Annotated in this window: 21 protein-coding genes and 7 pseudogenes; 21 read left to right on the forward strand and 7 right to left on the reverse strand. The window is 39.0% G+C overall.

Annotated features, from left to right (window positions below; translation table 11 throughout):
- Positions 1–49: 49 nt before the first annotated feature.
- Together AMD27_RS15055 and AMD27_RS15060 are read left to right on the forward strand one after the other, a co-directional pair.
- Positions 50–3,544, forward strand: a complete 3,495-nt coding sequence (locus tag AMD27_RS15055) for a PAS domain-containing hybrid sensor histidine kinase/response regulator (protein ID WP_067662014.1) — start codon at positions 50–52, stop codon at positions 3,542–3,544.
- Positions 3,545–4,029: 485 nt separating this feature from the next.
- Positions 4,030–4,797 carry a hypothetical protein gene (locus AMD27_RS15060; protein ID WP_067662022.1) on the forward strand — a complete coding sequence of 256 codons (768 nt, stop codon included), beginning with the start codon at positions 4,030–4,032 and terminating at the stop codon, positions 4,795–4,797.
- Positions 4,798–4,881: 84 nt separating this feature from the next.
- Here AMD27_RS15060 and AMD27_RS15065 read toward each other — a convergent pair whose 3' ends face one another.
- A complete protein-coding gene (locus tag AMD27_RS15065) occupies positions 4,882–5,532 on the reverse strand; it encodes a response regulator (protein ID WP_067662024.1) in 651 nt (216 codons plus the stop codon).
- Between the two features lie 377 nt (positions 5,533–5,909).
- Between AMD27_RS15065 and msuE the strand changes: the two genes are divergently transcribed.
- The 5 genes and pseudogenes from msuE to AMD27_RS15090 form a co-directional block, all read left to right on the forward strand.
- Complete coding sequence (gene msuE / locus AMD27_RS15070; protein WP_067662027.1) at positions 5,910–6,644, forward strand: FMN reductase; 735 nt, start codon at positions 5,910–5,912, stop codon at positions 6,642–6,644.
- Positions 6,645–6,668: 24 nt separating this feature from the next.
- The gene (gene sfnG / locus AMD27_RS15075; protein ID WP_067662029.1) at positions 6,669–7,778 is read left to right on the forward strand and encodes a dimethylsulfone monooxygenase SfnG; all 1,110 of its coding nucleotides are present in this window, start codon (positions 6,669–6,671) and stop codon (positions 7,776–7,778) included.
- 284 nt (positions 7,779–8,062) lie between these two features.
- Positions 8,063–8,680, forward strand: coding sequence for a riboflavin synthase (locus tag AMD27_RS15080; protein WP_067662032.1), 618 nt, complete (start codon positions 8,063–8,065; stop codon positions 8,678–8,680).
- A 170-nt stretch (positions 8,681–8,850) separates the two neighbouring features.
- Positions 8,851–9,243, forward strand: a pseudogene (locus AMD27_RS15085) (MFS transporter); the annotation flags it as partial.
- A gap of 106 nt (positions 9,244–9,349) precedes the next feature.
- Positions 9,350–10,116 (forward strand): annotated as a pseudogene (locus AMD27_RS15090) (IS982 family transposase); the annotation flags it as partial.
- Here AMD27_RS15090 and AMD27_RS19340 read toward each other — a convergent pair.
- Positions 10,112–10,943: pseudogene (locus tag AMD27_RS19340) on the reverse strand (KAP family P-loop NTPase fold protein); the annotation flags it as partial. The pseudogenes AMD27_RS15090 and AMD27_RS19340 overlap by 5 nt on opposite strands.
- 153 nt (positions 10,944–11,096) lie before the next feature.
- Between AMD27_RS19340 and AMD27_RS18310 the strand changes: the two are divergent.
- From AMD27_RS18310 to AMD27_RS15120, 5 genes and pseudogenes are all read left to right on the forward strand, one after another.
- Positions 11,097–11,275, forward strand: a pseudogene (locus AMD27_RS18310) (IS5/IS1182 family transposase); the annotation flags it as partial.
- 87 nt (positions 11,276–11,362) lie between these two features.
- Entirely contained in the window at positions 11,363–11,758 is a 396-nt protein-coding gene (locus tag AMD27_RS15100) for a transposase family protein (protein ID WP_067662039.1), read from the forward strand.
- Entirely contained in the window at positions 11,706–12,176 is a 471-nt protein-coding gene (locus AMD27_RS15105; RefSeq protein ID WP_067662044.1) for a transposase family protein, read from the forward strand. The genes AMD27_RS15100 and AMD27_RS15105 overlap by 53 nt, the downstream gene beginning before the upstream one ends.
- A gap of 227 nt (positions 12,177–12,403) precedes the next feature.
- Positions 12,404–12,866: pseudogene (locus AMD27_RS19225) on the forward strand (type IIL restriction-modification enzyme MmeI); the annotation flags it as partial.
- Position 12,867: 1 nt separating this feature from the next.
- Positions 12,868–13,314, forward strand: a pseudogene (locus AMD27_RS15120) (DNA helicase); the annotation flags it as partial.
- 22 nt (positions 13,315–13,336) lie between these two features.
- Here the strand turns inward: AMD27_RS15120 and AMD27_RS15125 are convergent.
- Positions 13,337–13,909 (reverse strand): TetR/AcrR family transcriptional regulator, encoded by a 573-nt coding sequence (locus AMD27_RS15125; protein ID WP_067662053.1) that lies wholly within the window; start codon positions 13,907–13,909, stop codon positions 13,337–13,339.
- Positions 13,910–13,984: 75 nt separating this feature from the next.
- On the opposite strand from AMD27_RS15125, the gene AMD27_RS15130 reads away from it, so the two are divergent.
- The 8 genes from AMD27_RS15130 to AMD27_RS18925 all read left to right on the forward strand — a co-directional run bounded on the left by AMD27_RS15130 (position 13,985) and on the right by AMD27_RS18925 (position 20,181).
- Positions 13,985–14,515 carry an HPP family protein gene (locus AMD27_RS15130; RefSeq protein ID WP_067662055.1) on the forward strand — a complete coding sequence of 177 codons (531 nt, stop codon included), beginning with the start codon at positions 13,985–13,987 and terminating at the stop codon, positions 14,513–14,515.
- Positions 14,516–14,558: 43 nt separating this feature from the next.
- A complete protein-coding gene (locus tag AMD27_RS15135; protein ID WP_150115788.1) occupies positions 14,559–14,951 on the forward strand; it encodes a hypothetical protein in 393 nt (130 codons plus the stop codon).
- A gap of 7 nt (positions 14,952–14,958) precedes the next feature.
- Positions 14,959–15,345, forward strand: a complete 387-nt coding sequence (locus AMD27_RS15140; RefSeq protein WP_067662059.1) for a cupin domain-containing protein — start codon at positions 14,959–14,961, stop codon at positions 15,343–15,345.
- 7 nt (positions 15,346–15,352) lie between these two features.
- Positions 15,353–16,543: a CoA-transferase gene (locus AMD27_RS15145; protein ID WP_067662063.1), complete on the forward strand. Its 1,191-nt coding sequence runs from the start codon at positions 15,353–15,355 to the stop codon at positions 16,541–16,543.
- Positions 16,544–16,744: 201 nt separating this feature from the next.
- On the forward strand, positions 16,745–18,253 hold the full coding sequence (locus AMD27_RS15155; RefSeq protein WP_067662067.1) for an FAD/NAD(P)-binding protein: 1,509 nt from the start codon (positions 16,745–16,747) through the stop codon (positions 18,251–18,253).
- 10 nt (positions 18,254–18,263) lie between these two features.
- Positions 18,264–19,004 (forward strand): TSUP family transporter, encoded by a 741-nt coding sequence (locus AMD27_RS15160; protein ID WP_067662072.1) that lies wholly within the window; start codon positions 18,264–18,266, stop codon positions 19,002–19,004.
- A 363-nt stretch (positions 19,005–19,367) separates the two neighbouring features.
- The gene (locus AMD27_RS18320) at positions 19,368–19,763 is read left to right on the forward strand and encodes a transposase family protein (protein ID WP_081405987.1); all 396 of its coding nucleotides are present in this window, start codon (positions 19,368–19,370) and stop codon (positions 19,761–19,763) included.
- Entirely contained in the window at positions 19,711–20,181 is a 471-nt protein-coding gene (locus tag AMD27_RS18925) for a transposase family protein (protein WP_067662076.1), read from the forward strand. The genes AMD27_RS18320 and AMD27_RS18925 overlap by 53 nt, the downstream gene beginning before the upstream one ends.
- Before the next feature lie 381 nt (positions 20,182–20,562).
- Here the strand turns inward: AMD27_RS18925 and AMD27_RS15170 are convergent, their stop codons facing one another.
- Positions 20,563–20,991: an IS1 family transposase gene (locus AMD27_RS15170; protein ID WP_067662078.1), complete on the reverse strand. Its 429-nt coding sequence runs from the start codon at positions 20,989–20,991 to the stop codon at positions 20,563–20,565.
- Positions 20,984–21,265 carry a transposase-like zinc-binding domain-containing protein gene (locus tag AMD27_RS15175; RefSeq protein WP_067661965.1) on the reverse strand — a complete coding sequence of 94 codons (282 nt, stop codon included), beginning with the start codon at positions 21,263–21,265 and terminating at the stop codon, positions 20,984–20,986. Before AMD27_RS15175 ends, AMD27_RS15170 begins: the two co-directional genes overlap by 8 nt.
- Before the next feature lie 70 nt (positions 21,266–21,335).
- Between AMD27_RS15175 and AMD27_RS15180 the strand changes: the two are divergent.
- Positions 21,336–22,151, forward strand: a pseudogene (locus AMD27_RS15180) (MFS transporter); the annotation flags it as partial.
- 63 nt (positions 22,152–22,214) lie between these two features.
- Here the strand turns inward: AMD27_RS15180 and AMD27_RS15185 are convergent.
- Positions 22,215–23,396 (reverse strand): acyl-CoA dehydrogenase family protein, encoded by a 1,182-nt coding sequence (locus tag AMD27_RS15185; protein WP_067662080.1) that lies wholly within the window; start codon positions 23,394–23,396, stop codon positions 22,215–22,217.
- Positions 23,397–23,536: 140 nt separating this feature from the next.
- Positions 23,537–25,483, reverse strand: coding sequence for an acetate--CoA ligase (gene acs / locus AMD27_RS15190; protein ID WP_067662083.1), 1,947 nt, complete (start codon positions 25,481–25,483; stop codon positions 23,537–23,539).
- Positions 25,484–25,583 lie beyond the last annotated feature (100 nt).

A 25,583-nucleotide genomic window follows, 5' to 3' on the forward strand; every position in this document is an offset into this window, starting at 1 on the left:
CAGTTCATGGATACGTTATTATGGCGCTAGATTTCTATGTGTGTTTCATATGAACAGTTGGTTGATTATTGGGGTGCTCGCCCTTTACATCTTAATTCTCTTTGTTTGTGCCTTTTTTGGTGAAAAGCATGCCAGTCGACTTAGCACGCGCGGTCGAATGATTCTTTTCAGTCTTACTTTGGGCGTGTATTGCTCATCATGGACATTTTATGGGGCAACAGGAGCGGCTGTTCGTGAGGGCATTATTTTCTTACCCATTTATCTTGGTCCCTTATTATTTGTTGGTCTAGGCTATGACATTTGGCGACGACTCGGTCGGGTTCGACAGCACCACGCGATTTCATCCATTGCTGATTTTGTCGCTGCACGTTATGGTAAAAGTGGACCTCTGGCGTCTTTGGTCACCATTCTTGCCGTCATTGCGATTATCCCTTATTTGGCTTTACAGCTTCGCGCGATTGCACTGAGTGCTTCGGTCATGCTGCAACATAATATGGATGTGGTTTCGACCACCACCAATGGTGTATTGGTACTGACTGGGATGCTGGCGATTTTAGCAATGATGTTCGGTACTCGGCAAATTGCCAATACTGAGCAACATGGTGGCTTAATGCTCGCAGTCGCATTCGAGTCTTTCGTCAAACTATTTGCACTGATTTGCGTCGCGTTATTTTTTATTTTTGATGCGCCTGAAAATATTGTTCAAATTTCGGCAGATGTCAGTACAACCTTCCACGAAGTACAACTGTTTGGTGTACCTGAAACGTTTTGGGTTCAAACCTTACTCGCCGCCTTAGCCATTATTTGTTTACCGCGTCAGTTCCATGTCGCCGTGGTTGAACTGAGGGATGAAAAACATATTCGTGGCGCACGTCGTTGGTTTGCAGGCTACCTCATTTTAACCGTTCTTGCGATCATTCCTATTGCCAGTTGGGCGCTACATGCAGCACCTGAATATCTTGCCATTCCAGATGTTGCAGTACTCTCACTTCCGCTCAGTTATAACCAAGGGTGGCTGACCTTATTGGCATTCTTAGGCGGTTTTTCAGCATCAACTGGCATGCTTTTGGTCTCGTCCGTTGCCCTGTCTATTATGCTGAGTAATGATTTGATCATGCCTGCACTATGGCGTTTTGGGCTACTGTCACGACATGATAAACGTTTGCCTCAAGTGCTCAAGTTCACGCGCCGTATCTGTATTTTAGCAGTGATGCTATTGGGCTTTTTATTCTTCCATTTCTTTAATGATATTGATCAACTGTCTGTATTTGGCTTATTGGCATTTAGTGCTGTGGCACAGTTCGCCCCAGCCTTGATTGGTGGCCTCTACTGGCGTGGCGGCAGTAAACAAGGGGTGTATGCTGGTCTGATTGTCGGCTTTATCATGTGGACCTATACCTTACTGTTCCCTACGATTTTACGCAGCTTGCCGGATGAGTATTATGCATTTAGCCAGCATTTAATGATGTTTGGTCCATTCGGCATGGAGTGGTTACGTTCTGAAGCATTGCTTGGCTTTGAGTCTTTTGCACCGCTGACCCACGGTGTGACCTGGGCGCTCGGTTTAAACGTGATTTTATATATTTGGATTTCTCGTATCTACCGTCCCAGTATTGCTGAACAGATTCAAGCTGAAAGCTTCTTTTATTATGAGACTAAACCACTCCCTGCACATAGTACATCGAACGAAATTAATTATTTACATCAGGATGTGGCGAGGCTTAAAGTCGGTGATTTGATTGCATTGGCCAAACGTATTACCGGCGAAGGCCCGACTATGCATGCCTTCAATCAATTTTGTTTATCCAATAACGTTATTTTAAATGAAAATAGCAGTGCCAATGGCATGTGGTGGCGTTTCACCGAACAGTATTTGGCGGGTACAATTGGTGCTGCCTCAGCACGGACCTTACTGACCACCGCGATGGTGAACAACGGTTTAGCGCTGGGACAAGTGGCCAATATTTTAGACCAAGCCTCACAGTGGCAACGCTTTAATCAAAACTTGATCATGACCATGATTGATCACATGACTCAGGGCGTGAGCGTGGTCGATGAAAATATGTGTTTGGTGGCATGGAATAATCAATATCTGGTACTGTTCGATTATCCTAAAGATTTGGTCTATGTCGGTTGCCCGATTGCCGACTTAATTCGTTATAACGCGGAACGTGGTGAATGTGGACCGGGTTCAGTGGAAGAACATGTCCGTAAACGTCTGCGCTGGATGAAGGTGGGAAGTGCACACGAGTTTGAGCGTATTCGTAAGGATGGCCGTGTAATTCAAATGCGCGGCAACCCGATTGAAGGCGGCGGATTCGTCACCACCTTTGCCGATATTACGGCATTCCGTGAAAATGAAGCCTTACTTGAAGGTCGCGTACAAGATCGTACGCAACAGCTGGCCAATGCCCTGACTGAACAACAAGTGGCACGCGAACAAGCCGATAAAGCCAATATGTCAAAAAGTCGCTTTATTGCGGCAGCCAGTCATGATTTGCTGCAACCGATGCATGCAGCACGTTTATTCAGCACAGCACTTGAACAAAGTGTACAAACCGATGAAGACCGTAAAACATTGCAACAACTTGATCGTGCCTTACATGGGGCAGAAAGCATGCTCTCTGCCCTACTGGACATTGCACGTCTTGAAGGTGGAACGATTCAGCCACAGCGCCAAGCCTATCCACTGCATGACTTGCTCAGCGATTTGGAACTACAATTTAAGTCGATTGCAGCGCAGCGTAATATTCAATTTAAAGTCCATGATGTGACGTTTTGGATTGATACAGATCCACAGTGGATTCGCCGTATTATTCAAAACTTTGTCAGTAATGCCCTGCGCTATACCGCCAAAGGTCGTGTGGTGGTCGGTGTACTTCGCTCAGCAGAGCGGCCGCAGCATATTCGTATAGGGGTCTGGGATACCGGTCCAGGCATTGCTGAACAGCAACGGATCAAGTTGTTCCAAGAATTTGAACGCTGCGGACATACCTCCCCTTGGGGTGAGCAAGGTCTGGGACTGGGTCTAGCCATTGTTCAGCGCATGACCAGCCTATTAAACTACCCTGTTCATGTCTACTCAGAGCAAGGTCGTGGTTCCTGCTTTATGATTGAAGTCCCTGTGGTTCAGGCGCCTAAAGTAGTGGCAACGCCTGTGCAGTCTGTACCATTGAAAACCAAAGCTTATAAAATTCTGTGCCTCGATAACGACGAAACGATTTTGGAAGGTATGAGTACTTTACTGACCAAATGGGGCTATCAAGTGTTCAAAGCCACCGAACCTGAGCAGGCCGTTGAGATTATTCAACAGGAAAATATTCAAGTCTGGCTGATCGATCAGCATTTAAACCAAAATAAAATCGGCTTAGATTTTATTTTGGAGCACCGTCAAGACCAGGTGCCGATTGCTTTAATTACCGCAGACTCAGATCCTGAACTTCCACAAAAGTTAAAAGATTTGAATATTGTATTGTTGAGAAAACCGCTCAAACCTGCATCTTTACGTTCTTGGTTATCGGGGCTTAAAATCTCGGCTGAGTAAATTAGGCGATACATATTTTGATACATAGACCACCTACATTTGGACACTTGAATGAGGTGGTCATCTAACAAAAAAGCCACCTTTATACACATGCTCTAGCAATTTTTTTGCTGTTTTGTGCAAGAACGATCAAATTTATGCTCGAATCATTCAAGTTCATTGACCAAAAACGTCATTCGTCGCTTTTCTATGGCAAAGATGATCATTTTCAAAGAAAAATTTCAAAATAAATCGTTACACATTTTATAAAACTTTGTATTTAATCACTTTAAATCAACAAAAAAACCCATATAAGACTTTAGTCGCATTCCTATTGCATCCCTCATAATCCATAACATCTAACACCGCTAAAAAACAACAAATATGTCTCAGGCAGATCTCTCACAGATCTCTGAGTCAGGTTGATTGAAGATGTTGATCAAGAATCAATCTGAATCGTGAAGAATGCTGAGCACCTGCTTAATCGACTTCGGTCAGGAGTGATCATGAATATATCCAATGCTGTACCCCATGGTTTAGATCGCAATCAAGAATTTCATCGTCAATACGGTGCCAATGCGATTTTACCTGACATCAACTGGCAACAGATTTTTCCAGCAACCCCGCTCAAAGATGTGCATGTACAGGCACTCGATCATATCTATCAAAGTGCTGTACCACTGGCATTACAAGTTTTCGAAGCGCTTAAATTCGATGTCTTTAGTCCCGCTGCGTATCATCCTCAGGGTTTAGGGCTATTCGACAAGCTCGCTCAACAAGAGAACACTCTGATCCAACGACTGGAAATGGACAGCCAAAACTTAACTGAACACGTTCGACATCAAATTTGGAGCATGTTATTGCGTGGCGGTGCTGTTTTGGTTTTCAAAGCGTGGCTAGGCAAAGTTAAAACAGGCGAAAATACGCTAGATACGGTTCAGTTGGATGAAATCTCAGATTTATTGTTTATTAAAACTGAGCCACATGCCCTAGCACAACGTTTAAACGTAGATTCGCAAGCGGACTATGATCATATCTTTTTAATGTATGGCAACGAAGTGTTTTTAGATCGTTTCAACACACTGGAAACAGCAGCACTTTTTGTCGACTTATCTGTTTATGATGCGGCGTTCTTAAGCTTACGTGATGACCGCGTAGCCAATTACCTTATGCACCGTGGCTATGTCACCCAAGATCAAATTGATGATTTACAGTGCGCACTTAATCCCCTATTTTGTCATGAGCTTACGCCAAAACAAAATTGTTTGGCTTAAGCGCTTTATCTCGTTCTTGGCAGTATAGTTGAAATAAGAAAAGCCCTCAGTTGAGGGCTTTTTATTTTAATGTCCAATCAGGAATTAAACGCGCTTTTCTTCAATATTTAATGCACCAATTGCAAGCACTGCTTGCGTCCGGTTTTGAACACCTAATTTACGGAAGATCGCCGTCACATGCGCTTTAATGGTGGCTTCTGAAACGTCTAGTTCATAGGCAATTTGCTTATTTAATAAACCTTCAGCCACCATCATCAGTACACGGAACTGTTGCGGAGTTAAGGACTGAATACGTTCAGCCAAAGCAGTTTCATCTGCGGCACGGGGATCAAAATTCAAATTGGCAGGTAAATTTGGCGGTAACCAAATCTCACCTTCAAGCACATGACGAATCGCTTCACCAATATGGCTTGGATGTGCAGATTTTGGAATATAACCCATGGCACCATGGGCGATTGCGCGCTGAATAATCGAGACTTCTTCGTGTGCAGACACCACAATAATAGGTAAAGAAGGATATTGTGCACGGACATGCACCAATGCTGAAAAGCCTGAAGCACCTGGCAGGTTCAAATCCAGTAACACCAAATCAGGTTCTGGACCTTTTTCTAAGCGTTCATAAAATTCATTTACAGCAGCAGTTTCACCAATTTGGGCTTGCGGTAAACTGTAACGTACTGCTTGAATTAAAGCATGGCGAAACAGTGGATGATCATCAACGATTAAAATATTCATAAGCGACGCGAGAGATCTCTAACACAATCATTATTCTAACTGTGCTATTGCTGTTAAAGATATATAAATATTAACGAATTTCAGTGAAAAATGTCGGGCTAAATCTGAATTTGTCGGATATTTATGTAATTGAGAAAATCAAGATAAGTACATCAATTTAAAATATAAATTTTATACTCTAAAAAGAATTACTTATCCACTCCAAAGATATCTTATCAATTCAGCCACTTAAACTCAGTATGACTGCAAAAGTGTGTGATTTTGCAGTTTATACGAAAATCTGATAATTAATTTGGATTTGGTTATTTTACAGCTTATGCATAAATCACGATTAATGAATGACAACTGATCACCATTTATTTTTTAGGTTTGTCTTCATGTCTATTTCTCAGCAAAAACCGCTCAACATTGTCGCTGTCTCAGGTGGCTTGAACAATCCATCCAAAACCGAAGCATTGGTTCAAGCTATTTTGGATGAGTTGGGCGAAGCAACCCCCATCCACGTGCATTTTATTAAATTTAGTGAGATTGGATCACTTTTGGGTGGTGCAATTTACCGCAACCAACTGCCGCAACGCGTTCAAGATGACCTAGCTGCCGTGGAAGCTGCAGATGCTTTGATTGTGGGCACACCAGTTTATCGTGCTTCATTCACAGGTTTATTTAAACATTTCTTTGATTTTGTCGAGCAAACTGCTCTGGTGGATGTTCCCGTACTCCTTGCCGCGTCAGGTGGAAGTGAACGTCATGCACTGGTGCTTGAGCATCAATTGCGTCCATTGTTTAGCTTCTTTCAAGCGCAAACCTTACCGATTGGCGTCTATGCCACCGATAAAGACTTCACCCCTGAATATACCATTCACAGTGAATTCTTACGTGATCGGATTACTTTAGCTGTAGCAAGAGCCTTACCCATTTTAGAGTGGGCCCCGGCCAAAGGTATCCGTGCAGAAGTGGTGAAAGAAAAAACCCAACAGGCCAATCAAAATTTGGGCATTAACAAACAGATTGAGCAAGATGAGGTCCTTCCTTCTGCAGCTGTTCCCAGCTTAGATGCTGCTGAATCACGTTTACATCAAAAAAATAATTTACCTAAAACGCAAGTGGCCTAATACATCTTCGACAGGAGCCAAGCCATGACACAATTAAATAAAGATGCAATCAAATTTGCCTATTGGGTACCCAATGTGAGTGGCGGATTGGTGGTCAGCAATATCGAACAACGTACCGATTGGAGCTACGACTACAACGTCCGTTTGGCGCAAGCTGCTGAAAAAAGTGGTTTTGAATATGCCCTCACACAAATTCGTTTTACGGCGGGTTATGGTGCTGAGAACCAGCACGAGTCAGTCAGCTTTAGTCATGGTTTGCTGGCAAAAACTGAAACGCTTAAAGTGATTGCAGCCATTCTTCCGGGTCCTTGGAAACCAGCACTGGCGGCTAAACAATTGGCCACCATTGATCACTTGAGCAATGGTCGTATCGCGATTAATGTGGTCAGTGGCTGGTTTCGCGGTGAATTTGATGCCATTGGTGAAGAATGGCCTGAGCATGATCAGCGCTATGCGCGCTCCGAGGAATTTATTCGCGCTTTAAAAGGCGTGTGGACTCAAGATAATTTTAGTTTTGACGGTAAATTCTATCAATTTAAAGATTACACCCTCAAGCCTAAACCCGTGCAAAGCCCTCATATTGAGATCTTTCAAGGGGGCAGCTCACGTGCAGCCCGTGACATGGCATCCCGAGTCTCCGATTGGTACTTTACCAACGGCAATACCCCTGAAGAATTGAAAAAGCAAATTGATGATATTCGTGAAAAAGCCCAAGCCAATAACCATCAAGTCAAAATTGGGGTAAATGCGTTTGTCATTGCGCGTGACACTGAAGAGGGAGCGAAACAAGTCTTGCAAGACATCATTGATGGTGCCAATATCGAAGCGGTCAATGCCTTTGGTGATGCAACACGTGAAGCCGGCGCGTCAACGATTGAGGGTGAAGGCAACTGGGCAAAATCAAGCTTTGAAGATTTAGTCCAATATAATGATGGCTTTCGTACCAATCTGATTGGAACGCCACAACAAATTGCAGAACGTATTATTGAGCTAAAAGCGGTAGGGGTCGATTTGATCCTTTCTGGTTTCCTACATTTCATCGAAGAAGTTGAATACTTCGGTGAAAAAGTACTTCCGCTTGTTCGTGAACTTGAACAAGCACAACTGCATCAAATCACAGCCAAATCGGCTTAAGCTTTGGCTAAAGATAAAAATAATAAGTTTCAGTGCAATAGCAAATTCCCCTCAAAACTCGGTTTGAGGGATTTTTTTTAGAGGCGCTTTTAGTTGTTTAGCAACGATTATGGGTTCGATCAAGAATTGAGTTGATTCAATGAAATAAACAATCAAAACAAGCATGAAAATAAGCAATCAAGCGAGTAATCGAATCCAGATCATGCCTGTATCAAGAAAAAATATAGCCTAACGGCACGTTTAAAATTAAACTCAACCCCATTCCCCCCGACGGAAATCAATCAATGTATACAGGTATAGTGCAAGGTTTAGAAAAAATTCTCGATATTCGTCAAGGTGATGGATTTTCAACCTTGGTGGTCTCAAATCAGCATCATTTTTTTCATGATGTCTTTGTGGGTGCAAGTGTTGCCATCAATGGCACGTGCTTAACCACGACACACATCGATTTAGATGCAAACCAAGTGCATTTTGACGTCTCGGATTTCACCTTAAAACTGACCACACTCCAAACCCTCAGCGTAGGTGATGAAGTCAATATTGAACGCTCTGCCAAAGTCGGTATGGAAAATGGCGGCCATAATTTATATGGACATATTGAAGGAACGGCAACGGTGACTGAGGTGATTCATCATGGTGAAACACTGCATGTGGACCTTGAAATTCCTGATGGCAATATCAAATACTTTTTTCTTAAAGGTTTCATTGGATTGAATGGTTGTAGCTTGACGGTGAATCGTGTTGATCGTAGCGCACAGCAAATTTCAGTCGATTTAATTCCGGAAACTTTAAGGCTGACCACATGGAAAAATGTACGCGTGGGCGATCAGGTCAATTATGAAATTGATCAAATGACGCGTACGCTGGTAGATACTTTGGAAAACATACATCAACGTCAATGAAATGTTGTTTTATGATCATTAGATGAGGTCATGTCTTCAGCATTAAGATATTGATGATGGATGCAAAATCTCATCAATGATTATTTAACATTTTAATGTTCATTTCAGAATTTCATTGCACAGCATCTTGATCAGAACACCGCCACAGCAACAAATTGGGCTAATCCAATATGAATTCTCGACTTCAATCAGATTCGTCACCGCATGAAAATCTGAATCCAAAACCAATCAATAAAATGACCTTGCATATTGTGTTTGCTATCGCACTTGCACACTGTTTGAATGATTTAATTCAAGCGTCTCTACCTGCCATTTATCCGTTATTAAAAGCTAATTTTGCACTTAGTTTTACTCAGATTGGACTGATATCACTGGTTTATCAAATTACTGCATCTCTCTTACAACCTTGGGTCGGATTTTATACAGACAAATATCCTAGACCTTATTTACTTCCTATTGGCATGAGCATCACACTGATTGGAATTTGTGTACTGGCCTTCTCGGTCAGCTTTACAATGTTATTGGTGGCCGCTGCATTGATCGGAGTAGGCTCATCTACATTTCCCTAATATTAAGTAACCTGAATCGCGGATAAGAAACTGACTTGAAAAATAAGAGGACTAGAGCCATCAGTTGAGTTACCACACCTAACTCACAACTCTAGTCCCGATGTTTAATAGTACCGAATTATTCTGCGTAATTGATGATTTCTTTCTTAAATTTGAAGCAACGTATTGGAAATTTCTTAAGCAAAGCCGTCGTTTCTCAAGAGTTTGAACAGCTCACTTGAGTATCTCAGAAATCACCTTTATTGCTATCTGGTATAAATGTTCTCATTTCAACAATTTCAAAGCATTTTTCACATGGTTGAAACACGATAAAAGTCATTTATTTAAAAGCTTACCCTGTTACCAACGAATGATTTATCTGATCAATATACATCAATTGGCATTACATGCTTTACATGTAGCTTTAACGAAAGGTCAAAGCAGCCAATATTTATGGCTTGATTCAACAACGCTACCAGTCTGTAAAAATCAGCGGATTCAACGCCATAAATCTCTAGCCAAAATTGCATCTCGTGGTAAAAGTTCGATGGGGTGGTTCTATGGCTGTAAATTACATATCGCGATGAATCAATGTGGTGAAATCGCTTGCTCTGCTTTATCTAATGGCATGTGGCTGACATCAAAATGGTTGAGCATTTGGTTAAAGGTATAGAAGCAAAACTGTACGCAGATCGTGGCTATATCAGTCAGGACTTAAAAAGCAGATTAAAAGATCAAGGTATTGATTTGATTACCTATCATCGAAAGAACATGCGATCTGTTCAGCTCAGTGCCCCAGATGAATACCACTTAAAACAGCGCAATCAAATAGAAACGTTATTCAGTTTATTGAAAGGTCAATACAATTTAGTAACAAGCAAAGCACGTATACAGGCAACTGAATAAGTTTATCTAGGTAGTCGGTTATATGCCTTTCATCGATTCCGTTAAAATGATCTTTAACAGCAAATCTCACCATTTCTTCGTCAGCGGCTATAACAAACGCTATATTCTTCATAAATAGAAATAGTCTTAATGATTCCAGTGTCTCAATTGTCTGTTTTGGAAGACATCGATCTGAATTATCAACAAAAACAATAACTTTTTTGTTTAAAGATTCCAATAAATCCTCAAATTCATTTTTTAATGCTGTAATCTCTTTTGGTGCTGAACTTTTTTCCTCGTTAAGAATATCTTTTAAGCTTTCTTTCCCTTTATTAATAGCTTCAGTAACGTGTTGTGCATCTTCTTCCCCAGCACTACCATTGATTCCATTGCCAATAGAGTCAAGCTTTTGAAAGTAGACCAAATGTGAGAACACCAAAAGCTAAAGCAGTACCTTCAGCTACCCAACCTAGAGCTCTCAATTTATTGATTCTTTTTCCTATGCTTAATGCTTTTTCGTATAATTTTTCGTCTTGCTTTACTAATTTAGAAATTTCAGTATTAATAACTTCTAATAGTGACGCTTTAGCATCATCAAAACCCTGATACAACTAAGCATCAAATCTAATAATTATATAATCATCATTGTTTTCCATATGTTCAAGATTTTTTTCAATTAGATTTAAGATCGTAGATTTACCAGTTCCCCATGACCCAAATACGCCTATTGAAATAGACAACATCTGAGGATTCTGAAGCACATTGATAATAATTTCTGATGCTTCAGAATAGTTTAAAAAATCTATCTTTGATTCTACATCGGACCACATAAAAACCACCGAAAAATTTATATTTTTTAGAAATTTACTTTGTTTTTTTGAATTTTAGATACTATCGATTATCCATTTAATGAAATTTAGATGTATCTGATTTGTGACTAGTAGCCCTCTTGCGAAAGTAAAAACTACCTCCATATAAATGTCATGAGATATCAGAATTAAACCTTTTTTCAGATTCTGAATTCAAACGCCTGGTTGGCGTACCTCGACAGGTCTTTACTGAAATGCTAGATGTTTTAGTAAAACCAGAATCACTCAAAAAGAAATCAGGTCGTCCTCATACTTTAGATTTAGAGGATCAATTGTTATTAACACTCAACTACTAGATCTCTTTCATAAATCAAAAAGTGACCATTCTTTTGGTCAATATTTGCACTCCGGATTTCTTGGCATTGGTGCATAATCTACGGATGAAATACATCGATTCAAAAAAGCTTTCTGATTCTCAGTTCAAGCGATATACAGGCATCTCATGGTCAACCTTCTATTCAATGGTTGAGCAATTGAAAATGAATATCCCTGCCAAGGGCAGACCACCCAAGTTAAGCTTGGAAGATCAGGTTCTGCTCTGTCTGAGTTATTGGCGGGAATACCGAACTTTATTTCACGTTGCGACGAGTTATGGGGTTTCAGAGCCGACAGCTTCAAGAATTGTGCGTCATGTTGAAGAATGCCTGATTCAGTCTAAATTGTTTAATTTACCCAAAGCTTTACCCGAAGGCGGAGGCATTGACTGGAATGTTGTGATCGTGGATGCCACAAAAATTCCAATACAAAGACCCAAAAAAACAGAAGAAAAGCTATAGCGGTAAGAAAAAGACGCACACCTATAAAGTACAGGCCATAATTCACTATAAAACTCAGCAAATTCTGAGTTTGTGTAGCAGTCGCAGTACAGTACATGATTTCGAGCTATTCAAACGAAATTTAAAGCAGATACCTTTAGGGGCTTTCATCCTTGCAGATAAAGGCTATCAAGGGATTTATACTGTGTATTCTAATAGCCTGTTGCCGTTCAAAGCCAAAAGGCGCTGTAAACTGGATCCTGAACTCAAACGTTATAATCGTGAAATCAATAAAAGAAGAATCGGAATTGAGCCTGTATTCGGCAGTTTAAAAAAGTTTAAGATTCTTTCGGAACGTTATCGAAACCGAGGCAAAAGATTGGGCTTGAGATTCAATTTAATTGCTGGAATTTATAACTTTGAGCTGAGTAAAAAATGATTTATGAAAGAAGTCTACCTAATAAACTATATTAAATGATTAGCTGTTTTTACTTAAGTTGCTCACCCATTCTCATAAAAGTGACCATCAATTTCAGATCGCAAACTTTTATCTTTGAAGTGTTCTTTTTACTAGCATGGTAGGTTTAAACCATCCGCATGCACTTCATCTGCTAACGGTGTATCTTCGATATAAAGATATCTTTTGTTTAGCAGTCTACAAATGCAATGAAATTAACTAAAAAAGATTTCATCTATGATTTTTTACTATCCTATTGGCATCGTAGTCAGTCTGTGGCGCGTGTACGTTTGGGTGAGCAAAATTTAGCCCTAAATAAAGAAAATTCCATTTTTGGAAGCGCTAGCTTTATTTTAAAATCGCAAAACAACAAGACCTACACAGTCTTATAGATCAAATGAAAAAGGAAAAGCGAACTGAGAGTAATAAGATTCGTTTCTTGATCGTGAGCGACTTTAAAATACTTTTAGCAATCGATACAAAAACACAAGATACAGTGGATGTTCCATTTAATGATTTGGCCAAGAAATTCAATTTTTTTTACCTTGGGCTGGTATTGAAAAAGCAGTTTACCAAGGTGAAAACCCTGCTGACGTTAAAGTTGCTGAAAAATTAGCAGAACTCTTTGATGAAATTAAAACTGATAATTTTGATGAAGATGCACTGAATAATAATGCAAGCTCGTGCTTATGAAGCTCGTAATTCTTAGTATCTATTCCTTAAAGCTCCACCTGCTTCATGTAAGTCTCGTACTTTAATATTTTTGGCACTTGATAAACCGCACAATCAATACATTTAAAAAGTCATTATTGCTGTGCCTCAGCGTTCAATTGGTGGTTCATTTACGAGTACAAAACTCACAGAAAATGGTTTCTTTACGGATTGGGGTATTAAGCCTGAAAATAATTTATGTACTGTGGGTGGTGATAAAAGCAACGTAAAAGCAGTTAAACATTTTATGGATAGTTCTGATCAAATCTTAATGTGTACTCATGCAACATTAAGATTTGCTTTTGAAGAGCTAGAAGATATTGTATTTGATAATACCTTAGTTGCAATTGATGAATTCCATCATGTATCAGCAGATGCTGATACTATTTTGGGTACTGTCGTCATTTCCAAAGAACTGTGTGAAAAATTTACTAGCCTCTGATATTTTCCTGGTTTATAAAATCATAAACTCTTAATACTGAATATAGTGAATTTTGAGCAATACATTCATCATACCCAAAAACCACAAATCTATTAATAAGTCCCTCTAATATATTAAAAATAATATTAGTCAAAAATCGACTCTCCTTGATTTCGAGTAGATTTCCATTAATAAAATGTTCCAACCAAAATTTATGTTGCATCGCAATGTTTACAGCTTCTTGGTTTTCTTGGGGCATATCTACAGCAATCTTAACAAACATACATCCATGATAATCAGTAGATTTAAACCAATTAAAATGCCATTGGAATAAGCTTGTTATTTTACCTCTCACAGATTGGTCACCGTTGGCAACGAATTCGGTCAAAGAAGATCTGAAGCGATCATCACGCTTTTTTAAAACCTCAGTGATTAAGCACTGTTTGGATTTAAAATGAGTGTACATAGTCGTTTTGGATGAGCCAGATATGTCACGGATCAAATCAACACCAACAGCTGTATAGCCATGCTCATTGAATAACTTCTCTGCGACGTCCAATATTTTCTCAGAAGATCTAGTCATAAAACAATACAGACCTGTACAATTATTAAAAGTTATGTCTATTATATACTCTCACATCCAAAGGAGGGTGAATTTGTGAAAAGATTACTTGTCGGAAATGAAAATTTAGCTCCAAAACCACCTAAAAATGAAGTTTTGAAAGGTTTAGTCGGTGGAACACTTGGAATAATGATACTGCTCTTATTGTCAGAATATTCTCAACATGTTTGGATTATGGCTCCATTTGGCGCTACATGCGTTTTATTATTTGCAGCGTCAGCATCGCCGCTAGCACAACCTAGAAACGTAATTTTTGGTCATCTAATTACAGCATTTGTTGGAATACTATTTTTAAAATTATTTATTATCAATATTTTAACGATATCTTTAGCGGTTGGATTAGGCATCGCCTTAATGCAACTAGGTAGAGCAATTCACCCCCCAGCTGGCGCTAATCCTTTAGTAATTCTATTAACAGCGAGTACCGTACATTACGGATGGCACTTTCTGATTACACCAGTATTAGTAGGTTCAATTTCATTGGTTCTTGTAGCTGTATTAGTAAATTATATTTTTGATGGAAAAAAATGGCCCAATTATTGGCTCGCTGTAATAAAAACGAAATAAAAACAGAGCAAACTAAATGTACAGACTTGTACAGAAAAGAAAAATGCCTCTTATAGCGATATCAAGAAACAAAAAGGGCTTAGCTCATTTAGATGAGCAAGCCCTTTCAAAAGAACTGATCACGGTCACACATAAAAGCTTATCAAAAAGCCTTAATCAGACCGTCATTAACTTTCTAAATTTAGATTCTTGTCATGGCAATAACGGCGCTATCGATGCGTCATATCTAAGTGTTGACATTAAAATCACCAAAAATACGAATTCTGAATCGGAGAAAGGCGATTGGATTAAGTGTGTCTGGGAAATATTAAGAAAATATATTCCAAATATTGAAAAGAACATCAATTACATCTCTATCACTGAAGTAGAGAGTAATGCATGGGGTTACAACGGCTTAACACAATTAAAAAGAGCAACAACTGGAGATAAAAAATGAATTTTCCATGCCCACCACAGACAATGACACAACAATAGATTTCAATTTTGGTCGTGATATTCCTGTTCCTGAAGATTTTGAGTTTGAACCGTATCAATTGGGCATACGTGAAGGTGTCGATATTTGCGTTCTATTTTCAGAAAACGTGGGTGATAAGACAGGGGCAGATCTTGCATTTTTAAAATATCAGCCCGGTGCCTATGTACCTGGCCATGTACACATTGGTTATGAAACTGTTTTGGTTTTACAAGGTCAATATATAGAAAACGGAGTTGAATATCGTCCCGGATCTTTTATTGTTCGAGCGCCCGGTACATGTCATAGCATGGCATCACAAGAAGGCTGTCTAATTCTTGCTTCTCGTTATAAACCAGTACAACAACTGCCAAACTAAGCGAATTATGAAAATAATATCAAAAGAACACTTCGTTAAATTAGTGCAGCCTGAATCCACATTATTGATTGGTGGGTTTGGCTGTTGCGGTTCACCAGATTTTCTTTTAAGAGCCATCAAAGAATCATATTTGCAATTCGATACACCTCATTCTTTGAACCTTATGTTTATTTCTGCAGTAGGTGATAAAGATCTAAAGGGTATTAACTACATTGCTATTGAGGGATTAATCAAATCTACGGTAGGTGGGTTCTATGGATTTTGTCCAAGACTTTCAACTCTTATTGATAAGAAGTTGATAGAAGCACACAACTGGCCCCTTGGTATATTTCCTCGTTATTTTTCAGAAATTAGCTATGGATCTAATGGATTAAATTCGAGAGTAGGTTTGGGAAGCTTTGTTGATCCCAACCTTTCAGGCGGTGTAATCAATAACACAGCTGAATCATTGCTTAAAGCTGTAATGATCAATAACGAAGAACATATTCACTACCCAAAACTAGATGTTGATTTCTTTATATTTCGTGCAAGCGAGGCAGACGTAGAAGGAAACATATCTATGTCTAAAGAGTCGGCTAGTTTTACCAGTATGGAGCAAATTCTTGCGACAAAACGATTGGGTGGAAAGGTTGTTGTTGAAGTCGCAAAGATTTCAGAAAAAGCCTCAGTTCAAGATGTAAGTATTCCTTCAGGATTAATTGATTACATCATCGTAAACAACGAAGAAATTACATATCCAACCTATGGGCATAGTGATGATCTTAATAAGTTAAATATTCCCATAAGTGAAAACCGTCTTGATATAGCTCGTACAGCCTATGAAGTATTTGATCAGAGTGGATCGACAGTTAATTTTGGTATTGGCATCTCGGCATTAATACCAAGAGTCGCTAAATTCGGTGAATCACATATTAGTGTTGAATCAGGACTTATTAGTGGACTTCCATTAGAAGGTCTTTCATTCGGGCATGTAGAAAATCCTCTTATAGAACTATCTCAACTGAACTTGTTCTCAATGTATGAAGCACAAGGAATTGATACGACATTTCTTGGTTTTGTAGAAATTGACAAACAAGGTCGTGTAAACGCGAGTCGTATTGGTAATTCATGGACTGGGATAGGTGGCTTTTTGAATATTGCATATTCAGCAAAAGTCATCGTTTTTTGCGGAATTTTAGGGACCCGTAAAAGTTCGTAGATAAAGTAAATGAAATAACTATGGACTTAAACCATGAAATATTTTCAAAGAAAGAAATATATCTCGCTTGTGAAATAGGTACCTTTGTATATGCAAACGGCAGATTCAAGCCGTTAAATATCAAAGATGAAAAGCTACTTCAAGAACATAACAATTTTTTTAACCTAAATATTAATAATTACGAATTAAAGGTCAATTGAAATGAAAAAAGTAATTAATGACATTATCGTAGTAGGTGCAGGGGCATCAAGTTTAAGTTTTTTACATTCCCTTGTTAATAAGGTAAAACCAAATGAACATTTCAACATAATTGTTATAGATAAAGACCGTGATTATGGTTGTGGCAATGCATATAAAGATGATGTATCGACAAATTTATTAAATACAAAAGCTGGTTATATCACGATTGATAAAGAACAAAAGGGCGATTTTTTTAACTGGCTAAAAAAAAATGAAAGTAATTGGCGATCTGAATTTTCTGACTTAGAGATTACCGTAGATTCATATTTACCAAGACCATTATTTGGCGCATACATGCGTGATAAGTTTGATACGTTGATCAAAGATTCTCTTGCAAAAAATGTCAGAATCTCAACGGTTAAAGGTGAAGTCGTAAATGTACAAAAGATCTCTAACCTTAAATATACAACCCATCTATCTTGTGGTTTAAAACTTGAATCAAATGTCGTGATATTAGCGACAGGTACGAGTTTTTTAACCAAAGATGTATGTAAGCTCAATGATAATATTTTCAATTCGCCGTATCCGCTGAAGAAACGTATTGGTCAGATTGATCAAAATGATTCAGTACTAATTATCGGTGCAAGGTTAAGTGCTATTGATACGATTGTGGCCCTTAAAGATAATGGTCATAAAGGCAAAATTACGGTTCACTCAAGAAGCAGTACTTTCCCTTGTGTCCGTGGTACACAGGATAGATATTTGAACCAATTTTTGAATATTAATTACATTGAACAGAACAATATCAAAATCAACATTGAAAACCTAAAGGCATTATTCGATAAGGAAATGGCGAATTACCTTAAAGAAAACTCAAATGTTGAATTAGCCAATGAATCATTTGCAATTAAAAATTGTGTAGTAGGCAGCTTCAAGGAATATTTGCTGAATGAATTAGAGATGGCATCTAAACCACGACCATGGCAAGCAATCCTATACGATACGAATTTAATTTTGAGTTATATCTGGAATTTACTTGCAGATGATGAACGTAAGTTATTTATGAAATCACATCTAAGCCATGCAATGGCTATGCGTGTATCTATTCCAGAACTCAATGCAAGAAAGCTTGTTAATTACATTGATGAAGGAAACCTAGAATTTATCTCTGGTAGTTGTGTAGTAGAAACATCAGCTGCGAATGAAATCAAATGTACACTCAATGGAAATGAACAGGTATACGATAAAGTAATTTATGCAACAGGATCTCCAAGAGATTTAACACATTCAGATTCAATTTTATTTAGAAACTTGAATGATAGTGAAATCATAGGGAATAATGAATACGGTGGAATTTCTGTATGCAAAAATACATTCCAGGTCCTTACTAATAACGGACACGTTAATGAAGGATTATTTGCTTTAGGCGAAATCACCAATGGCACACATTTATTCAATAGCGCATTAGACATCATTGTTAGCCATAGTTCGAAATGTAGTGAATTAGTACTTAGTAAAATTAGTGCTTAGTCATACATAGATGGAAGATTGGCTAAACTTAATTATTGTTTTTTTGGGAAGCTCTTTGGCTTGTTTTGTACAAAGATATGTTGGCTTTGCTTATGGTCTAATTTCCCTAACAATCTGGATTAGCTTTATAGAAATTCATACAGCTATATTGCTATCCTTGGTTGGAGCGTTCTTAGGTCAATGTGTAAATTTCAAAAACAATAGAAACATGGAAATTAAATCAGCCAGATTTTTCTTACTGGGTGGCATTCTTGGAATGCTGCTTAGTTTTTATTTTCTCTCTGATATAGATCTAACGGATGTAAAAACTGGCTTGGGGACTTTAATGGTTCTTTTCTTTCTACTAAATATTTTTTTATATAGAACCTATCTAAAGTATAAAGAGAATAAATTTGCCGAATTATTAGTGGGTAGTATCGGTGGAGGAATGGGTATATTAGGTGCAGGTTTTGGAATGGTTCCTTCTGTATGGTGTACTCTCAATAATTACAGTAAAGAGTCATATTTCAGTATAATGATTTTTTTCAATATGATAATTATTTTTTTATCTTCTCTATTTCATTTAAGCCATTTTCAGATTGAAATAAACTATTTATATTTCGCAGTACTAATCTTCTCCATCTATACCTCCAATTTATTGTTCAAACATAAAAAATTTAGAATTAATTTCTCCACTGTTCGAGTAGTGGTTAATTTTATTGTCCTTTTACAAGGTTTAATTCTAATTTATCACAGTCTTATAGTTAATTAGCAATGGATTTAAATTTTTGGTAGTGCTAAATACCAACGTGTAATAATTCATTTATATATTTTAATATCAATAACTTATTATTTTTATCACGTCGTATTCATGCACTACCAAATTTTTATACCAATAGTGCTTTGAGGTATCAGGAATATATTAAGAATTTATTTTCGAATAAATTTTATATTTTATTAATGGTTTTCTGGTTAGGTTTTAAAACAGGAATTCTAGTTTTATAACGTATTTATTTTAGGAGGATATTGACCAAATTATAATATATATTAGACCTCTTTCATAAATCAAAAAACAACCATCCTTTTGATTAATATTTGTACTCCAAATTTTTAAGCATTCGTGCATAATCTGCGGATGAAATCCATCGATTCGAAGAAGCTTTCTGATCCTCAGTTCAAGCGATATACAGGCATCTCATGGTCAACCTTCTATTTAATAGTTGAGCAATTGAAAATGCACGTCCCTACCAAAGGCAGACCGCCCAATTTAAACCTAGAAGATCAAGTTCTGCTTTGCTTAAGTTATTGGCGGGAATACCGAACTTTGTTTCACGTTGCGACGAGTTACGGAGTTTCAGAGCTGACAGCTTCAAGAATTGCACGTCATATTGAAGACTGCCTGACTCAGTCTAAGCTGTTTAATTTACCCAAAGATTTATCCGAAGGCGAAGATATTGACTGGAATGTTGTGATCATGGATGCCACAGAAATTCCAATACAAAGGCCCAAAAAAACAGAAGAAAAGCTATAGCGGTAAGAAAAAGACGCACACCCTTAAAGTACAGGCGATAATTCACTATAAAACTCAGCAAATTCTGAGTTTATGTAGCAGTCGTGGTGCAGTGGATGATTTAGAGCTACTCAAACGAAATTTAAATCAGATAACTTTGGGGGCTTTTATCCTTGCAAATAAAGGCCAACAGGGGATTTACAATGTATCTGCTCATAGTCTGTTGCCTTTAAAAGCGAAGAAAGGATGTAAATTAGATCCTGAACTCAAATGCTATAATCGTGAAATTAATAGAAGAAGAATCGGAATTGAGCATGTATTCGGCTGTTTAAAAAAATTCAAGATCTTTTCGGAACGTTATCGAAACCGAGGCAAAAGACTCGGTTTGAGATTCAATTTAATTGCTAGAATTTACAACATTGAATTGAGCAAAAAATGATTTATGAAAGAGCTCTAATATAGTTTAATTGATGAAAGATAAAGATTTCTTTGATGCGCAATAGTTATATTTTTTAAATCATGTTTAGTTTCAAGAAAGTGTTCGATTTCTATTTTTTTATTTTGAAAAATAATGATTGATATTTTCTAATTGCATCATACTTTCTCATACTTCTAGTTACATTAAGAATTCCCATATTATAATATCTATACTTTATCAAAATTTAAAGTTATCAAAAATAATATTAATATTTTGATATATATGATTAAATATTGATTTTTATTTTATTGGTATTAGGGAAACTTGCATTTCACCCTGAAGCATCTCGTGTTGCACGGGTAGTGTTTAAGTATGACGTGTTAACCACTTATCTTTCATGTCTTAATTGTATTTTAATAAAAACATATGCAAGACAGCTTCATGATTTGCTTTTTTCTTCGAAAAGCTTAAAGTTTTCCGTGTAAAACGTCCCAAGCGATTTCTTAATGTGGCATTAAACCGCTCAACATGGTTCGTTAAACCTGTATGTTTACCTACAGAGCGATGGGTACTAGGATCAAACACCTCAGCATAACTTGGCCAATAATCACTACATGTTGCTAAATTAAAGTAGGCTGTGGGAATACGGCAACGTAAATCTGTACACGTTTTATCATTGCGCCGACCACATACATAAGCGATGACCTGACGTGTACGACGGCATAGTGCAATCCAACTCCAAACCTTATGACGACGAGCTTTTACAAAGCTCCACAGTTCATCCAGTTCTAGAACATCTGTTGGATGAGCATCAAGTAATTCGTCACTCAATTTCCTGTTGTTTACTTTTTTCTATCCATCCCATGAGCGTTTGAGGTGCAACACCAAATAGACGCTGCATGCCTCTTAAACTGCCTCGTTCAAGATAAGTATTGATGATGAGTTCTTTTTGCTCTTCGGTATATTTGATTTTAGGTTTGAGCACACTTGATCGACCGCAATCTTTACATCTGAACTGCGCATTCCCGCTTTTATTATGCCCATTCTTATAAATATTTGCTGATTGGCAACGAGTACATAAGTAGCTTATCGTTTCTATGATCATGTTTAAGGTCTATTACTCAGGTATTTTTAAGTCTATTCTAGATTAAAACACGTTGTTTTTGAACACTACCGTTGCACGTATGGCCTCTGGAGGGAGATTTGGTACAGCACAGTCGGCCTTCTAAGTCGGAGGGAATAGTGGTTCTGCTATCGGGCCATTATTAGCGGCCGCCATTATCGTACCCAATGGTCAAGCATCTGCAGCATGGTTCATGGTGGTCGCCATCTTCGCTATTTTCGTCTTATTCAAAATTAGTCGCTGGACTGTGAGTTTTGCACTTTCTTCCCAAGGAAAACCCATTCAAATGACTCAAGCAAAACTGAGTAAATCAACTTTGACTCGTGCTTTGGTCATTATCTGCTTTTTGATGTTTGCTAAATTCACTTATATTTCAAGTATAAGTAATTATTATATTTTCTATTTAATTGATAAGTTTCATATCTCTATTCAACAAGCTCAACTGTATTTATTTGCATTTTTAGCTGCCGTTGCTTTTGGTACTTTTGTAGGGGGTCCTGTTGGAGACAAAATAGGACGTAAAGCAGTCATTTGGATTTCATTTCTGGGCATGGCTCCTTTTGCTTTGTTGATGCCTTATGCCAATTTATTCTGGACCTGTGTCTTTGCGATTTTAGCTGGGTTGATCATGTCATCTGCTTTTGCTGCCATGGTGGTTTATGCGCAAGAAGCAGTGCCAGGACGAGTGGGCATGATTTCTGGATTAATGTTCGGTTTAATGTTTGGCGTCAGTGGTATTGCGGCAGCAGCATTAGGCTCCGCTGCTGATCATCAGAGAATTGCATGGGTCTTTAGTTTTGCTTCATACTTACCCTTACTTGGGGTTTTGACCATGTTGTTACCAAATCTACGCACACACAAAAATTAAGTTATCATTCAAAAATATATGCAGAAAAAGCTCACGTGATGTGAGCTTTTTATTGCAAAAATATTAAGCGTAAAAACTTGGATCAGGTACTTTTCCAGTTAATACCCACTCCCCCACTTCTTGATATTTATAATCAATCGGGTCATGCAACGTTTGGGTACGCACGTTACGCCAGAATCGATCGAGATTTAATTGCGCTGTGGTAGCACGTGCACCCATGACCTGAAAAATATTTTGGGTAATGAACAGTGACGTATTTGTTGCAGCAATCTTGGCGGTCGCAATAGCAATCGAGACTTCTCCACGCTGGTCTGCATCTAAACCTTCCCCAATATCCCACGCCTTTTGAAGTATTTCCACTGCTTTCTGCGCCAGCAAACGGACACTTTCGAGTTGCACATAAAATTCTGCAAAATGCTTTTGAGTAAAGGGATCATTGACTGCATTGTCAGCCAAAGATTTTGACCATGCTTTTTGAGTTTGTACCGCTTGTCGGGCTGTCTCAAAGGCGCCTTCAGCTACCCCTAAAAACAAATGTACAAAAATCAGTTGTGCAATCAAAGGTCTTAAACTCGAATACGGCGTGCTTAAAGGGCCTGGATTTAAGAGCAGTTCATTTTGATGAATTTTGACCTGTTCAAAATGACTGCTTCCACTGTCGGTTTGGCGTTGTCCCATATTGTTCCAATCGCCTAAAAAGCTCACCCCCTCTCGTGCGGTTGGAATCACCCCAATCAGTAATTGGTTAGCCGCATTAAAACCAGAACACAGCAAGATATCTGAATCAATTGAACCAGAACAGAAGCTTTTATCGCCATGGAAAATGTATTCATGTTCAGAAATTTGGGTCGCTGTCGTTCTTTTATCTAAAGGGTTTAAGGTATTTCCCCAAAATAAGTTCTGTTGAGCAGTCTGCTTAAACCATTCTTGGTATTGTTCTGGTTGAGCAAATAGTTGCACGGTCGCAATGAGTAAATGATGAAACCCATAAACATGCGCAAGTGAACTATCCACTTGAGCAAGCGTTTGAATGGTTTTAAAAATGGTCGCCCAATCTGCACCCTGACCGCCAAATTCGACCGGAATTGAAAGTCCCAATAAGCCACTTTGACGAATTAGGTCGCGTTCACGTTTGGGATTTCCGCCTTGCTTATCTCGTTCAGCGGCAGTGTCCGCAAAAATCTGTGCGAGTTGTTTTGCAATATCCAGCGGTGTGTGCAGGGTCTTTTTTGGGGAAACATTCATGATACTGAACCATTTTACAGATGCGAAAAAGCTTAGCAGATTCAGGCAATACGCCTTAGCAAAATGCCTGCTGTACTTATGCCAAAATTAAAAATACCGCTAGCCCATCTAGCGGTATGCGAGTAAAGCGCGCATGCGATCTAAGGGTGCTGTGATTTAACCTCAGCAATCAGTTGATCGACCACTTGTGGATCTGCCAAAGTCGAGGTATCGCCAAGACTGTCTAACTCATTCGCGGCAATTTTTCTTAAAATACGGCGCATGATTTTACCAGAGCGGGTTTTGGGTAATGCAGGCGCCCAATAGATCGCGTCGGGCGTCGCCACAGGCCCAAGCACTTTACGCACCCACCCCACAAGTTCTTTGCGAAGTTCTTCTGACTCTAGAGTATCCGCTTGCAGCGTCACATAGGCTGCCACGCCTTGCCCTTTGATGTCATGTGGCATACCGACCACTGCCGCTTCAGCAACATGCTCATGCGCCACCAATGCGCTCTCAATTTCAGCTGTACCCAAGCGATGTCCTGAAACATTTAAGACATCATCAACACGACCTGTAATCCAGTAATAGCCATCTTTATCACGACGTGCCCCGTCGCCTGTGAAATAACTGCCCGGATAAGTTGCAAAATATGCTTCTATAAAACGTTCAGGATCTCCCCAAATGGTGCGCATTTGACCTGGCCAAGAGTCTTTAATCACCAGATTCCCTTCTGCTTCACCTTCGAGTTCTTGACCTTCAGCATCGACCAATGCCGGCTGCACGCCAAAGAAAGGACGTGTGGCAGAACCTGGTTTTAACGCCGTGGCACCCGGCAGCGGTGTAATCATGAAGCCCCCAGTTTCTGTTTGCCACCAAGTGTCGACAATAGGACAACGACTTTCACCGACAACACTGTAATACCAGTTCCAAGCTTCAGGATTAATCGGCTCTCCTACTGACCCTAATAGACGTAAACTGCTTCGGTCACTTTCACGAATGAAGGCATCGCCCTCACGCATCATGGCGCGGATGGCAGTCGGCGCAGTATATAAAATCGTGACGTTGTGCTTATCGACAATATGCCCTGTACGTGCCCACGTTGGATACTGAGGTACACCCTCAAACATCAGCGTAGTCGTGCCGTTAGATAGTGGACCATACAACACATATGAATGCCCTGTAATCCAACCCACATCTGCGGTACACCAAAAAACATCATCCTGCTTTAAGTCAAACACTTCACGAAAGGAAGTATTTACAAACGTTAAATATCCGCCCGTGGTATGCAGGACGCCTTTGGGTTTCCCCGTTGAACCAGAGGTGTACAAAATGAAAAGTGGATCTTCGGCCTTCATCGGCTCAGGTGGACAAATGTCGTTCACAGACATAATTTCCATGTGATACCACAAATCACGATTTTCCTTCATCGTGATTGGATTACCTGTGCGATGCACCACAATCACATGACTGACTGAATCTGTTCCCTCTAAAGCCAGTGCTGCATCAACATTTTCTTTCAGTGGAATGGGCTTGCCACCGCGCATGCCTGAGTCTGCGGTAATAATGACTTTGGCTTGGCTGTCATCAATACGACTGGCCAATGAGTCAGGAGAGAACCCGCCAAAGACCACACAGTGCACAGCACCTATACGTGTACATGCCAGCATCGCAATCGCAGCTTCCGGCACCATTGGCATATACAGCACCACACGGTCACCTTTGGTCACGCCGCGCTTTTTGAGCACGTTAGCGAAACGGCAGACCTCATCATGCAACTCTTCAAATGAAATAATTTTGTGTCGAGAGGGATGATCCCCTTCCCAAATAATCGCAGGCTTGTGCGGATGTTCCTTTAAATGACGATCTAAACAGTTTTCACTGACATTTAACTCACCATCTGCAAACCATTCAACCTTGTATTGATCTGGACTGAAATTGGTATTTTTGACTTGCGTGAAAGGTTTAATCCAATCAAGTTTTTTGGCAGCTTCCGCCCAAAACTCATCAGGATTTTCAATCGACTGTTGATAGCGTTCAAAATATTGTTCTTCACTGGTACGTGCGGTTTTTTTAAAGTGCTCTGGAACAGGATAAAGTTCATTCATGATTCACATCCTTGAGTTATGTATCTCATCTCGAGATTTGTACAGACCCTATTGATCATTTTTTATCTTATATGCTCAGTATGACTATACTTTAAAAATG

It is taken from the genome of Acinetobacter sp. TGL-Y2 (assembly GCF_001612555.1).
Taxonomy (GTDB): domain Bacteria; phylum Pseudomonadota; class Gammaproteobacteria; order Pseudomonadales; family Moraxellaceae; genus Acinetobacter.

Bases quoted from the DNA above. Each gene is read 5' to 3' on its own strand.
- sfnG (WP_067662029.1), top strand. From the start codon at position 6,669: ATGACACAATTAAATAAAGATGCAATCAAATTTGCCTATTGGGTACCC.
- AMD27_RS15155 (WP_067662067.1), top strand. From the start codon at position 16,745: ATGAAAAAAGTAATTAATGACATTATCGTAGTAGGTGCAGGGGCATCA.
- AMD27_RS15135 (WP_150115788.1), top strand. From the start codon at position 14,559: ATGCCTCTTATAGCGATATCAAGAAACAAAAAGGGCTTAGCTCATTTA.
- AMD27_RS15145 (WP_067662063.1), top strand. From the start codon at position 15,353: ATGAAAATAATATCAAAAGAACACTTCGTTAAATTAGTGCAGCCTGAA.
- AMD27_RS15065 (WP_067662024.1), bottom strand. From the start codon at position 5,532: ATGAATATTTTAATCGTTGATGATCATCCACTGTTTCGCCATGCTTTA.
- AMD27_RS18925 (WP_067662076.1), top strand. From the start codon at position 19,711: ATGCCACAGAAATTCCAATACAAAGGCCCAAAAAAACAGAAGAAAAGC.
- AMD27_RS15060 (WP_067662022.1), top strand. From the start codon at position 4,030: ATGAATATATCCAATGCTGTACCCCATGGTTTAGATCGCAATCAAGAA.
- AMD27_RS15105 (WP_067662044.1), top strand. From the start codon at position 11,706: ATGCCACAAAAATTCCAATACAAAGACCCAAAAAAACAGAAGAAAAGC.
- AMD27_RS18320 (WP_081405987.1), top strand. From the start codon at position 19,368: ATGAAATCCATCGATTCGAAGAAGCTTTCTGATCCTCAGTTCAAGCGA.
- acs (WP_067662083.1), bottom strand. From the start codon at position 25,483: ATGAATGAACTTTATCCTGTTCCAGAGCACTTTAAAAAAACCGCACGT.
- AMD27_RS15080 (WP_067662032.1), top strand. From the start codon at position 8,063: ATGTATACAGGTATAGTGCAAGGTTTAGAAAAAATTCTCGATATTCGT.
- AMD27_RS15160 (WP_067662072.1), top strand. From the start codon at position 18,264: ATGGAAGATTGGCTAAACTTAATTATTGTTTTTTTGGGAAGCTCTTTG.
- msuE (WP_067662027.1), top strand. From the start codon at position 5,910: ATGTCTATTTCTCAGCAAAAACCGCTCAACATTGTCGCTGTCTCAGGT.
- AMD27_RS15185 (WP_067662080.1), bottom strand. From the start codon at position 23,396: ATGAATGTTTCCCCAAAAAAGACCCTGCACACACCGCTGGATATTGCA.
- AMD27_RS15125 (WP_067662053.1), bottom strand. From the start codon at position 13,909: ATGACTAGATCTTCTGAGAAAATATTGGACGTCGCAGAGAAGTTATTC.
- AMD27_RS15055 (WP_067662014.1), top strand. From the start codon at position 50: ATGAACAGTTGGTTGATTATTGGGGTGCTCGCCCTTTACATCTTAATT.
- AMD27_RS15100 (WP_067662039.1), top strand. From the start codon at position 11,363: ATGAAATACATCGATTCAAAAAAGCTTTCTGATTCTCAGTTCAAGCGA.
- AMD27_RS15140 (WP_067662059.1), top strand. From the start codon at position 14,959: ATGCCCACCACAGACAATGACACAACAATAGATTTCAATTTTGGTCGT.
- AMD27_RS15175 (WP_067661965.1), bottom strand. From the start codon at position 21,265: ATGATCATAGAAACGATAAGCTACTTATGTACTCGTTGCCAATCAGCA.